Below are 11,744 nucleotides of genomic sequence, written 5' to 3'. Positions count from 1 at the left end.
CCCAGCACGCCAAGCCCTTCGTCCGCGGCAACAAGACCGATCGCTCTGACGTCGCCGGCCTGCTGACCGCCTTCACCGTGGGTGACATTCGGCCCGTTCCGATCAAGACCGCAGAACAACAGGACATCCAGGGCCTGCATCGCATCCGCGAGCACCATAAGCACCAGCGCACGGCCTCGATCAACATCCTTCGTGGACTGCTGCGCGAGTTCGGCCTGGTGATCGCGGCCGGTTCCCACAAGGTCCGCTCGGCGGCGCTGGCCGCCCTGGAGGACGACGACAACGACCTGCCCATGGCCCTGCGCCACGCGCTCCACGAACTGCTGCAGCAGATCGACACCCACTCAGCCGCCATGGCCCGCGTCGAGGGCGCGCTCGCCGAGTTCGCCGAGCGCGACGTAAGCAGCCAGCGCTACCAGACCGCGACCGGCGTGGGCCTGATCACCGCCACCGCGCTCAGCGCCGGACAGGGCGAACTCGATCGCTTTCCCAGCGGTCGGCACTTCGCATCGAGTCTGGGCCTGACGCCCAGGGAGTTCTCCTCGGGCAACAGCCGTCGGCTGGGCAAGCTCACCCGCCGGGGTGACGTCTATCTCAGACAGCTGCTGATCCACGGCGCGCGATCGCTGCTGCAGAGCGCGGCCATCCGGCGCAGGCAAGGCAAGGAACTGGACAGACTATCGGCCTGGGCCATCCAGCTCAGCGACCGCGTCGGTCACAACAAGGCCGCCTGCGCCGTGGCCAACAAGCTGGCACGCAGGCTATGGGCCGCCGAGCACCACCGCGCGTCCTTTGACCCCAACCACGTCAGCCAGCCGCCTGTGGCGCACTGACCCCACCAACCACCCACCACACAGAAACCCGTTTCGTTTCACCGGTTGCACCGAGCTTCGAGCTCATGGCAGCGGTTCGGTACCCGGGGCGGCAAGGCCGGTAACAAGCTCCTGCGGGAGGCAGCAGCACACCGCTCGATTGAACGTTTGGCCCCGCCCCGCGTACTCCATGATGGCCAGGATCAACAGCGATCTACCCAAAGGCCGAATACACGATTGCAGCCGATCCGGTCTGCTATTGAGCTACGAGCGCTTGGGGCTAGTTGACGGGGGAATCCATACACGTAGTTAGGTGGTGACACGAACGTACTGAAAGGCTTGTAGCATTTCCGGCAGCCGAGACGCTATGAAAGCCGCCCACTTCTCGACATCGCCCACACGGGTATAGCACAGCTCAATGTACTCGCCGGAGACGTAGGGCCGAACTCTGACACGCTTACCCCATCGAAGCCAATCGATGTCTCCCTGTTGCTTGTGGTCTCGCTCAAAAACTGGATCCTCCAGCTGCGCGACGATTGCGTTGTTGATGTCTAGCGCTTCGCTTAGCCCCTCTTTATCAAGCAACTCCGTGAACCAGCACATCTTCCTTCTGTTGAGGGTGAATGGATGCGAATCCAGCCCCTCTTGAAATTGCAACAAGAACGAAGAGCCAAACTGAGCCGACCAGCCATATTTCTCAAACGGCAGAAATACACTCAGAAATCCTAAATCCGACGCCTTGTCCCAGCCCAGGATCGTCGTTTTCGTACGTGAGAAGCCATAGTTCGCAAGAACAGGCCCAATTCGGGACGACAGGATTCTCTTTACCAGCGTTGGAGCAACCTTGTCCAAGAATCACCACCTAACGCCGCGTTAAGCGGCCGCCGGCCGACAACGTATCAGTAAACATCGAAGCACCTCCCGGCGGTCCGCTTGAACGCATGGAATGGACTCCCCCCGAGCCACTCGGCTTCGTTGAGCCACACTGAGGTTTCGGCCATCAGTCACGGTCACGGGAGGAGTCCGATATGAATGCTACTACTGTCGCCATCGATCTTGCCAAGGACGTGTTCGAGCTGGCTTTCGCCGACTCGGACGCACGAATCGTTCAGCGCAAGCGCCTGTCGCGGGCCCGGCTCGCTGCGGAGTTCCAGAACCGGCCACCGATGGCCGTGGTCATGGAGGCCTGCAGCAGCGCGCATTACTGGGCAAGGCGCCTGGCCGCCATGGGGCATCGCCCGCTGCTGCTGCCTGCCCAGCACGCCAAGCCCTTCGTCCGCGGCAACAAGACCGATCGCTCTGACGTCGCCGGCCTGCTGACCGCCTTCACCGTGGGTGACATTCGGCCCGTGCCGATCAAGAGCGCAGAACAACAGGGCATCCAGGGCCTGCATCGCATCCGAGCGACAGCCGTCGGCTGGGCAAGCTGACCCGGCGCGGCGACATCTATCTCAGACAGCTGCTGATCCACGGCGCGCGGTCGCTGCTGCAGAGCGCGGCCATCCGGCGCAGGCAAGGCAAAGAACTGGACAGACTATCGGCCTGGGCCATCCAGCTCAGCGACCGCGTCGGTCACAGCAAGGCCGCCTGCGCCGTGGCCAACAAGCTGGCACGCAGGCTATGGGCCGCCGAGCACCACCGCGCGTCCTTTGACCCCAACCACGTCAGCCAGCCGCCTGTGGCGCACTGACCCCACCAACCACCCACCACACAGAAACCCGTTTCGTTTCACCGGTTGCACCGAGCTTCGAGCTCATGGCAGCGGTTCGGTACCCGGGGCGGCAAGGCCGGTAACAAGCTCCTGCGGGAGGCAGCAGCACACCGCTCGATTGAACGTTTGGCCCCGCCCCGCGTACTCCATGATGGCCAGGATCAACAGCGATCCACCCAAAGGCCGAATACACGATTGCAGCCGATCCGGTCTGCTATTGAACTACGAGCGCTTGGGGCTAGTTGACGGGGGAATCCATACACACATAGTTAGGTGTAGTCCTTGTGCTCGCGCAGGAGCTCTAGGAACGCACTTGGCAGGCTCTCGCGGTCGACTTCGTGCAGTGGGACCTCCCGGAAGTCGTGGGTTGCCGCCTCAAGCATCCTTGCTGCCTCAAGCCGAAGCTCAGCTTCGATGAGAAGATCCTCCGAAGGCTTGAGGCTGCGACGATTGTCTCCGGCATGCTTCAGCCCGTTGTAGACGGTACGGAAGACTCCCTCATGAACCGGGCCTTCCTTTTCTGGATGGAGGATCCCTGAGATTTCAGCGAGGATCGAGTGGTAGGAGTGGCCCCCATGCTCCTTGAGGAGCGGACTTACAATTCCAAGCACAGCTCCGCTTAGAACGATCGCCGCCAGGAAGTCCTCATCCGAGCGCCCTTGAGAGAAGCGAGTGTCCGCTTCAAGCAACATCAATGCAGCGAGGTGCACTTTGCGATAGGTGGGCATGGCGAACTACATCTAACGCCGTATTGAGCTGCCGTTGGCCGGCAGAGTAACAGTAAACACGATCACCTCTCCCAACGGTCAGCTCGAATACGTAGTTAGCTTGCGAGCGCGAACCGGCCGCCAATCTAAGGCGGCGGCCACCGCCGAGCGCACAATCTTACTCTTATCGTTGGACAGTTGCTCGGAGATTTCCCCCGCGTGCGGCTCAGGCATTTGGTCAAGTGCCGCAGCTACACGAGCCCTAATGCGGGCATTGGAGTGGGCTGCGAGCTCGTGCCAGATGCTGAGTAGCGACGGGTACTCGGCTGACGCTTTTCGCAGCCACTTTTCGGCGTTGACGTAAACGGCATTGTCGCCCTCGACGATTGCGCGGACCAGGGCGGCCTTTAGCTGCTCAAGATCAGACTTGCCTTCAATCAGATCATGGACGGAATCGACGACATTCATAAGCAGATGCGCCTTTGCGCTACGATTCACGTACGCAGCCTCGCATCGCTTTTCATGCTCTCGGCCAAAAGTGAACAGGGTCATCTCTCTCGCTAGCTAACGCCGTATTGAGCTGCCGTTGGCCGGCAACTTATCAGAAAACACCATGACCTCTCCCAACGGTCAGCTCGAATACGTAGTTAGCTAGCAGGCGCGTGGGGAACATAACCATCGAACTCCCAGTCGAGCGTGCGCGACAGGTTTCTGGCTGATGATCCCCAGTCAGTACCTCTTGCTCCTGCCACAACCCTCGCCACCATGCGATCTACGTGGGCCCACGAAAACTCTGGCAATAGAAGTAAGCCTCGCCCCCACCTGGCGATTGGATTCTCAGCGAGATAAGAGCATGTAACGACTTCGAAGCGGAACAGCTCCGATGCTTCTGAGCCCTTCGGCCCGATTTGCGCCTCAACTAAGATGCAGCAATTTGCGGGGTCTGGCGGCAGCTTTGGTCGCGGCAGATCGAGACTATCGATGCGCTTTACTTCAATGAAACCCGACATGACATTTCACCTGATAGCTAACGCCGTGTTAACCGGCCTGCGGCCGACAGTGATCGGATCATTCGAAGTATCTCTCCGCAGGTCCGGTTGAACACACAGTTAGGCGCCAAACGCCTCGACCAGCAAGCGTGGCTCCAGCCAGATGCGCAAACCTCTGCCGAAGGGTTGCGCACCATCATAGCGGCCAAGCACCGACCCTGGCGCACCCACCTCAATGCAATTTCCTCTCTTGTCACTCACAACGCGCGCTCCCGGACTGTCAAGGTACACCGCGCGGAAGAGGGGTTCATTGACACTGCCCGAATGAAGGACGATGGAACAATCGCTTGAGTCAACGTTGACGCCGAAATGGAGCGAAACCCCGCCTGAGCGGACCTCGAACTCCAGATTTCGGCCAAACTCATCTGTCTCGCGCGGCAAGACACCGAAGAATTGAACGAGTGCCGTTTCATCCCACGAAAACATTGATGTTGGCGCCTAACGCCGTGCTAACCGGCCGAGGGCCGAGGTGGATTGGTTTGAGCGCAACATGTCCCCGACGGTCCGGTTGAGCACATAGTTAGGCCTCGGCCGACAGGGCCACGTAATCGCCGCGCCGAAAACCCCGATCCTCATAAAACCCAGAAACGTGTAGTGAGTATGGGAAACTGCCAGTAGCTACTACCAACGTAATGCCATTGGCTCCCTTCAGCTCTACACCGCCAACGTAGCGGCATGATGCGCTTGCCGTGGATGGTACAGAGCTAGGCAAGCCAACGAACTGTGAGACAGGGTCTGAACCTAGCGTTGGTCCCGTTGGGGCGATCGGATCAAGCCAGCTCTCAGTGGCAAGCGGAGTGACAGCTACCGGTGCTGTTAAAGAAATTAGGTGGCGCTCACCGGTGCGCGGGGCATCCACTTGGCGAGCATGCAAAGGGAACACCTCAAACTTGTACTCCAAATCCTCGCTGGTAGCTTGAAGTTGAATCCAGCGACCGCCTTCAAGCTCTAGACAGCAAGAATAGCAGTCATGTGAGTGTGAGAAATCCTTTGCAAGGTCAATCGATACCACGCCGGTAGAAAGTAAGCTCAGTGCAGCTAGGGTTTCTGGATCATTTGGAACACGGTACCGTTTCATGCGAGGCCTAACGCCGCATTGAGCGGCCGATGGCCGATATCATCTCAGGAAACATCAAAGCCTGTCCCATCGGTCCGCTCTAATGCGTAGTTAGAGGTCACAGCGGAACGTCATGATGTGAGTCGATAACTGTAACGCTCCCCGTTTCACATAGCTCAAGGAGTTCCTCGGGCAGCTCGGCGGAGACATCAGTTCTCGCTAGAACGTAGGTGCAGTCTAGTTCGAAGTAGCACATGCCAGGAACGCCTAGAAGCTCAAAGACAAGCTTCGCTAAACGACCGCCCGAAACGGGCCTGTCAAACCCAATAGAGTCTATGCCCGATTCTTCGTCTCCACCGAGGAAACCAATCTCACAGAGATCATCTCCGTTGGGCTCAAACTCTAGACGGCTCTCCACCCGGTCCACGGAGCCGTATCTCCCAAGAATGGTGACGACCGAATCGAAGTCAGCGAAGGACGGCTCGCCGGCTTTGAACACCTGCAGGTAGACCGAGTAGCTCATGGATGACCTCTAACGCCGCATTGAGCGGCCGATGGCCGAAATCATGTCAGGAAACTCGAAGGCCAGCCCCATCGGTCCGCTCGAATGCACAGTTAGACGACACACCTATTCGCAAACTCGATCCAGCGCCCTTCCGCGCTCAACCATGGTAAAGCATGCGCCGGGGAAGTATGACGGCGCGCATTCTCCCACGACCCTATCGCCGGATCTGGCACCGGCTGGCGCGAGGCAGTGGCCTTGGCACTGCGAATACTCTGTACAGGGCTTGCCTGCATCGGCTGTTGGAAGCGCGCAGAAAGGCCCGGGAGCCTCAGTCGTTCCATGGTGCCCCCAACTGCCCCCAAGGGAGAGGCAGCTTGTTTCGGTTCGCGGCGGCGAGGGCGGATCAGGCTTCACACCCACACGATCGGAGACGTTCGAACACGCCACAACGAGCGCAGTCAGCAGGGCTGCGAGGACCGTCCGCATGTCGTCTAACGCCGCATTGAGCGCCCGATGGCCGATATCATCTCAGGAAACATCGAAGCACGTCCCATCGGTCCGCTCTAATGCGTAGTTATGCGACGGCTTGACACGCCGGGCGCCTGATGCACCTTCCATGTTCCGTCGTACCGATAAAGAGCTGACGATACCCTCATCGCGCCGCTCGATTCGTAGAGGGACACGATACTTCGCTCGAGCGTTTCGACAGCTTCTTCGTCATTCACAGGCGCATAGATCAAACCGCCGCGCTTGGGAACCCCTACCACTAGCCCATCTGGGAATTTGCCGAGGAGCTCGTGCCAGAAGGAGGCATCAAGGAAGTAACTGCTATCGAAGTCCGGGGAGTCGCCTGAAACGATGAAGATGCCGGCCTCCCAAGGCTCAGACGTTGGGGCTCCATAGCGCTTCTTGATGTTTGTCATCGCCGTGCGAACGGCCGCCTCAGGTGTGAGGCCGGTTGACTTGAACTCTGCCGCTTCAATGTTTGACATTGAGTCCGGCGCATCAACTACAAAGCGAACGTGAATGTCGCCGATGAGATTGAACCAAGCCATGTCAATGACGAACTCCTCGCCATTGTCTAAGACTCCCGTGCTCGGGCCCACAGGCTTGTAGCCGAACTTCGGTTCGTTCGCGCCCTCCGACTCGCGAAGGACGAGCATGAAGTTCTCGTCTAGATCAAACGCCATAGAAGTCGCCGGAATGCAAAGGGCCAGTAAAAGCGTGATGGTCAACGCCCAGCGAGAAGTCATTTCGCTGCCTCCGTCGCATAACGCCGCGTTAAGCGGCCGCCGGCCGACAGCGTATCAGAGAACATCAAAGCACCTCCCGGCGGTCCGCTTGAACGCATAGTTGGATTGCACCCTACAAAGTTGCCACGTCTGAAGGCTCCGATAGAACTAGACTACTAGCCTCGACTTCTATCGCATCTCCGGACTGCATTTCTATTCGCCAGCACGTTGACGAAACCGCAGCCAACCGAAGTACGGACGATGACCTTCCCCAAGGCGCAACACACGAGCAACTGAAGTGGGTGAGACCGCTGAAGGTTGCGCGGACCTCGCCCGGACCCGGAACGCCTACCTGGAATCGCATCTCACAGGCTTGCGCCTCCCAGTTAACGGAAATCGCGATCAGAGTTGCATCGTGTAGATCCGCAGAACCCATCAGAGTGCAATCCAACGCCGCGTTAAGCGGCCGCCGGCCGAAAGCGTATCAGTAAACATCGAAGCACCTCCCGGCGGTCCGCTTGAACGCATAGTTGGGCAGCAAGGGAGGGTGCCGGAGCAAGGCGCCTCGGGACGGAAAGCCTGCCCCTGTCGCCTGTGCGCAGCAACCTGCCGAGCCGCTGACCAGATGCTAGCGGAACCAGGCACCGGAACGGCGAGCTGCTGCATGACTCAGCACCCCTGACCTGCGAAAGCGGTCCCCGCCTGCGAAACGGCCCGGGAAACAGCGAAAGCCGACCCCAAGCGCCCGACGCCACGGTGATTCGGAGCGAGGGCTACATGATCGCCCGAGCACTGCAAGGAACCCGACTCCCTTGCGGCCCAACGCCGCATTGAGCGGCCGATGGCCGATATCATCTCAGGAAACATCGAAGCACGTCCCATCGGTCCGCTCTAATGCGTAGTTAGGTTGCCGCAATTGATGGTTTGAGCCACGTTCCGTTGAGACACCATTCTGGCTTCTCCAACGAATCTAGCCGAAGGGGTGCTGAGTACGCAGCTTCGAGGAAACGCTCCAGATCGGACCGCATACTCTCGCGAAGCTCCTCATTCGTTTCACCCGCCAGGGCGTAGTAGTCGGCCCACTCTTCCCAGAGCTTTCGGCCTCCGATGGAGAGGGTTACGTACCACTCAAGTACATCGTCTGGGATAGTGACCTCGAAGACAAACCCCTCAGGCCTCGTGACGAGCAAGCGCGTCGCTTCCGCGTCTCGCTCACAGACGAGGCCAAATCGAGAACCTAGGACGTCAACGAACTCTCTCACGGACAACCTAACGCCGCGTTAAGCGGCCGCTGGCCGACAACGCATCAGTAAACATCGAAGCACCTCCCGGCGGTCCGCTTGAACGCATAGTTGGGCAGCAAGGGAGAATGCCGGAGCCGGGCGCCTCGGGACGGAAAGCCTGCCCCTGTCGCCTGTGCGCCGCAATCTGCCGAGCCGCTGACCAGATGCTAGCGGAACCAGGCACCGGAATGGCGAGCTGCTGCATGACTCAGCACCCCTGACCTGCGAAAGCGGTCCCCGCCTGCGAAAGGGCCCGGGGAACAGCGAAAGCCGACCCCAAGCGCCCGACGCCACGGTGGCCCGGAGCGTGGATGACATGAGCTCGCGGACCCTGGATGGAACCCAACTCCCTTGCGGCCCAACGCCGCATTGAGCGGCCGATGGCCGACATCATCTCAGGAAACATCGAAGCCTGTCCCATCGGTCCGCTCAAATGCGTAGTTAGGTAGCAGCGAGATACAACACTTCGCCAGGGGGCGCGGGGTCAAACCGGCCGTTTTCTGCGAGCTTACCCTCTGGACCCAACGCAAACTCTCGGCCTGACCGGAAGTCTACGGCTCGCAAGGTTCGCCGGGAACTCTCAGCCTTGGCGAGGCAGGCGATCACCTCACTCTTAACGAACGTGGACGTGGGGAGCAGCGTTTCTCGGCCCGAAAGGGTTTCGACAAACGCGTATCTAGCGCTCGACTGAGCGATGTCGAAGTTGCGAGGGACGGATATCTGACGCTCGGCGCAGTAGTGGAGAATGCGTTCTCGATACGGTGTGAGTCGCCGACGTCGCATGCAACTGCTACCTAACGACGTGTTAACCGGCCTGCGGCCGAAAGTGATCGGTTCATTCGAAGTATCTCCCCGCAGGTCCGGTTCAACACACAGTTAGGTTCGCATGCGGCGACGAACAGCAAGAATCACCTTTCGGGCCTCCCCGGGAACCTGATGATAGATGCGCTGCGTCATCCTATCGGGAGCATACCTAGCGAACTGGGAGTGCACCCGCTCAAGCGCTTCTAGCAGCCTACCTTGAATATTCGCGTAATCGACGCCGGAGTCTATGACGGCATCCGCCACCATAGGTAAGGATGAGGCGGCACACACATCCCCGAGTGAAGCGTCCGATACGACGTAGTTCAAGAAGGCATCGGCATAGTACAGCCGGGCGCGGGGACCCATGTGACAGAGCGCTTCTGCACACAGCATCGAATTCTCCCGAAACATCTCAAATGCTTCGGACAGAGACTTTCCCTGAAACATCTCCATCGCAACTCGCTCATCAAGCGAGTCGTGGATGTTGATCTCCTCGGCAGCAGGAACGCCCATGCTTTGCGGACCTAACGCCGCATTGAGCGGCCGATGGCCGATATCATGCCAGGAAACTCGAAGGCCAGCCCCATCGGTCCGCTCTAATGCACAGTTAGATCTTGCCGTCGCAGGGCCAACGCCCAGAAACGGCGAGCAAGTATGGGGCTCCGGGCTGCGACATTGGGTTGAGATCCGGAAAATCGCGATCCGTCAGGCGCGCGAGGCTCAAGGCGTGAGTGGACAGAGCCTGATCGACATGCGCGGCAAGTGCAGGCTCTGCACCGAAAACGGTTACGTCCGCATCAGCGAGGATAGCCCACCTCTCGGTTGGGTCGTAGAGCACAAACTCAAGTGCCCAGTTCTCGGCGTTGAAGACGTGCGCGCGGAAGGCCTCCCATTCGGGGGTGATGCGCTCAGAGCCTTCGCTGTCCGGTGAGTATCTGGCTAGCAACAGGTAAGGGGACGAAGCGGAGTGAACAATAGCCTCGAACAGCTCTCGCGGCATGTTCGTATGGTCGAACCTGTCGCGATTGATCGCGCAGCCGCGCCACCCCGACCCACGAAACGGCGGAATCATGGTTCCCTCCTCATTGAAGAAGAGCGCGCGCGGATTGCCGCTCGTTCGGTTCATGGGGCAGGAAAGTTCCAAGCGAGATCTAACGCCGCATTGAGCGGCCGATGGCCGACATCATCTCAGGAAACTCGAGGGCCAGCCCCATCGGTCCGCTCGAATGCACAGTTAGGCGGCACCATCGATGACAAAACCGGCGAAGTCACCTGCCCACAAAGCGCTACCGAAAGTGTAGATCTCCAACATTTCTACCTGACCAGAGCTCATAGCGATTGAGGCCCCCATGCCAAACTCAACACCAGGCACCTGGATGAGACCGCTAAGGCTGTAGTAGCCGTCCTCCAGCGCAACCGACCGGTGTGGCTGGAAGTATGTAAAGGAGCCTGCACCGGATAGCTCGCGGCGGTCCACCCGGAGATCGGCAATCGGATCTAAGGCAGGATGGTCTTCCGCAATGCGGCCCAGAATTGCTTTCTCAAAAGTGGTCAGCTGAGAGTCCATTCCTTGCTGCCTAACGCCGCATTGAGCGGCCGATGGCCGACATCATGTCAGGAAACTCGAAGGCCAGCCCCATCGGTCCGCTCGAATGCATAGTTGGATGGCAGCCTTTGAGCCGGTTCGATTGGACGGTGGCCACGACAACGACTGGCTACACGGCCCATGACGCCAGCCAGAAGCCTAGGGCGGCAAAGGCCAGCGCTGAATGGAGCCAACTGGGGCCCACCGAGAGCACTGAAGAGGACGGCGCCTCCCAACTGAAGACGAACCGAAAGCTTACGGGCCTAAGGGCGATCAGGAGAGCGAGACAAGCCAGAGCGACGCCTGGGAGAACCCTCGGCCAGTCAGAAAGCCCACTGGCCTCAGAAAGGTTAGAGAGGCTGGGCGCTGCGAAAACGGTGAAAGAGAGGATTCGCGACGCGATGTGGTAACGATCAGGCATAAGCTGCCATCCAACGCCGCGTTAAGCGGCCGCTGGCCGACAACGCATCAGTAAACATCGAAGCACCTCCCGGCGGTCCGCTTGAACGCATAGTTGGGCAGCAAGGGAGAATGCCGGAGCCGGGCGCCTCGGGACGGAAAGCTTGCCCCTGTCGCCTGTGCGCCGCAATCTGCCGAGCCGCTGACCAGATGCTAGCGGAACCAGGCACCGGAATGGCGAGCTGCTGCATGACTCAGCACCCCTGACCTGCGAAAGCGGTCCCCGCCTGCGAAACGGCCCGGGGAACAGCGAAAGCCGACCCCAAGCGCCCGACGCCACGGTGGCCCGGAGCGTGGATGACATGAGCTCGCGGACCCTGGATGGAACCCAACTCCCTTGCGGCCCAACGCCGCATTGAGCGGCCGATGGCCGACATCATGTCAGGAAACTCGAAGGCCAGCCCCATCGGTCCGCTCGAATGTTGGAATGGACTCCCCCCGAGCCACTCGGCTTCGTTGAGCCACACTGAGGTTTCGGCCATCAGTCACGGTCACGGGAGGAGTCCGATATGAATGCTACTACTGTCGCCATCGATCTTG

At 59.7% G+C, this 11,744-nt stretch carries 10 protein-coding genes and 1 pseudogene; 2 read left to right on the top strand and 9 right to left on the bottom strand.

Going from position 1 to position 11,744, the window contains the following annotated elements; translation table 11 throughout:
- Nucleotides 1-833: IS110 family RNA-guided transposase (locus M0G41_RS18450; RefSeq protein WP_248211703.1), on the top strand; the 833-nt coding region annotated here is incomplete at its 5' end.
- Nucleotides 834-1,121: 288 nt separating this feature from the next.
- Here the strand turns inward: M0G41_RS18450 and M0G41_RS18445 are convergent.
- Nucleotides 1,122-1,664, bottom strand: a complete 543-nt coding sequence (locus M0G41_RS18445; RefSeq protein ID WP_248211702.1) for a hypothetical protein — start codon at nucleotides 1,662-1,664, stop codon at nucleotides 1,122-1,124.
- A gap of 176 nt (nucleotides 1,665-1,840) precedes the next feature.
- Between M0G41_RS18445 and M0G41_RS18440 the strand changes: the two are divergent.
- Nucleotides 1,841-2,502: pseudogene (locus M0G41_RS18440) on the top strand (transposase).
- A gap of 290 nt (nucleotides 2,503-2,792) precedes the next feature.
- On the opposite strand, the gene M0G41_RS18435 reads toward M0G41_RS18440, so the two are convergent.
- The 8 genes from M0G41_RS18435 to M0G41_RS18405 all read right to left on the bottom strand — a co-directional run bounded on the left by M0G41_RS18435 (nucleotide 2,793) and on the right by M0G41_RS18405 (nucleotide 10,727).
- Nucleotides 2,793-3,251, bottom strand: a complete 459-nt coding sequence (locus M0G41_RS18435) for a hypothetical protein (protein WP_248211701.1) — start codon at nucleotides 3,249-3,251, stop codon at nucleotides 2,793-2,795.
- Nucleotides 3,252-3,329: 78 nt separating this feature from the next.
- Complete coding sequence (locus tag M0G41_RS18430; RefSeq protein ID WP_248211700.1) at nucleotides 3,330-3,782, bottom strand: hypothetical protein; 453 nt, start codon at nucleotides 3,780-3,782, stop codon at nucleotides 3,330-3,332.
- Nucleotides 3,783-3,877: 95 nt separating this feature from the next.
- Nucleotides 3,878-4,240: an Imm8 family immunity protein gene (locus M0G41_RS18950; protein ID WP_425511280.1), complete on the bottom strand. Its 363-nt coding sequence runs from the start codon at nucleotides 4,238-4,240 to the stop codon at nucleotides 3,878-3,880.
- 1,214 nt (nucleotides 4,241-5,454) lie between these two features.
- Nucleotides 5,455-5,859 carry a hypothetical protein gene (locus M0G41_RS18425; RefSeq protein WP_248211698.1) on the bottom strand — a complete coding sequence of 135 codons (405 nt, stop codon included), beginning with the start codon at nucleotides 5,857-5,859 and terminating at the stop codon, nucleotides 5,455-5,457.
- 545 nt (nucleotides 5,860-6,404) lie between these two features.
- A complete protein-coding gene (locus M0G41_RS18420; protein WP_248211697.1) occupies nucleotides 6,405-7,094 on the bottom strand; it encodes a DUF1444 domain-containing protein in 690 nt (229 codons plus the stop codon).
- 2,138 nt (nucleotides 7,095-9,232) lie between these two features.
- Nucleotides 9,233-9,673, bottom strand: coding sequence for a hypothetical protein (locus M0G41_RS18415; protein ID WP_248211696.1), 441 nt, complete (start codon nucleotides 9,671-9,673; stop codon nucleotides 9,233-9,235).
- Nucleotides 9,674-9,767: 94 nt separating this feature from the next.
- Nucleotides 9,768-10,286: a hypothetical protein gene (locus M0G41_RS18410; protein ID WP_248211695.1), complete on the bottom strand. Its 519-nt coding sequence runs from the start codon at nucleotides 10,284-10,286 to the stop codon at nucleotides 9,768-9,770.
- Nucleotides 10,287-10,394: 108 nt separating this feature from the next.
- Nucleotides 10,395-10,727, bottom strand: coding sequence for a hypothetical protein (locus tag M0G41_RS18405; protein ID WP_248206331.1), 333 nt, complete (start codon nucleotides 10,725-10,727; stop codon nucleotides 10,395-10,397).
- Nucleotides 10,728-11,744 lie beyond the last annotated feature (1,017 nt).

This window comes from Pseudomarimonas salicorniae (assembly GCF_023156535.1).
Taxonomy (GTDB): Bacteria; Pseudomonadota; Gammaproteobacteria; order Xanthomonadales; family Xanthomonadaceae; genus Pseudomarimonas; species Pseudomarimonas salicorniae.
The sequence above is the reverse complement of the archived record's forward strand: the minus strand, read 5'-3'. Positions and strand labels throughout refer to the sequence as shown.

Bases quoted from the DNA above. Each gene is read 5' to 3' on its own strand.
- M0G41_RS18435 (WP_248211701.1), bottom strand. From the start codon at position 3,251: ATGCCCACCTATCGCAAAGTGCACCTCGCTGCATTGATGTTGCTTGAA.
- M0G41_RS18430 (WP_248211700.1), bottom strand. From the start codon at position 3,782: ATGACCCTGTTCACTTTTGGCCGAGAGCATGAAAAGCGATGCGAGGCT.
- M0G41_RS18425 (WP_248211698.1), bottom strand. From the start codon at position 5,859: ATGAGCTACTCGGTCTACCTGCAGGTGTTCAAAGCCGGCGAGCCGTCC.
- M0G41_RS18410 (WP_248211695.1), bottom strand. From the start codon at position 10,286: ATGAACCGAACGAGCGGCAATCCGCGCGCGCTCTTCTTCAATGAGGAG.
- M0G41_RS18415 (WP_248211696.1), bottom strand. From the start codon at position 9,673: ATGGGCGTTCCTGCTGCCGAGGAGATCAACATCCACGACTCGCTTGAT.
- M0G41_RS18405 (WP_248206331.1), bottom strand. From the start codon at position 10,727: ATGGACTCTCAGCTGACCACTTTTGAGAAAGCAATTCTGGGCCGCATT.
- M0G41_RS18420 (WP_248211697.1), bottom strand. From the start codon at position 7,094: ATGACTTCTCGCTGGGCGTTGACCATCACGCTTTTACTGGCCCTTTGC.
- M0G41_RS18950 (WP_425511280.1), bottom strand. From the start codon at position 4,240: ATGTCGGGTTTCATTGAAGTAAAGCGCATCGATAGTCTCGATCTGCCG.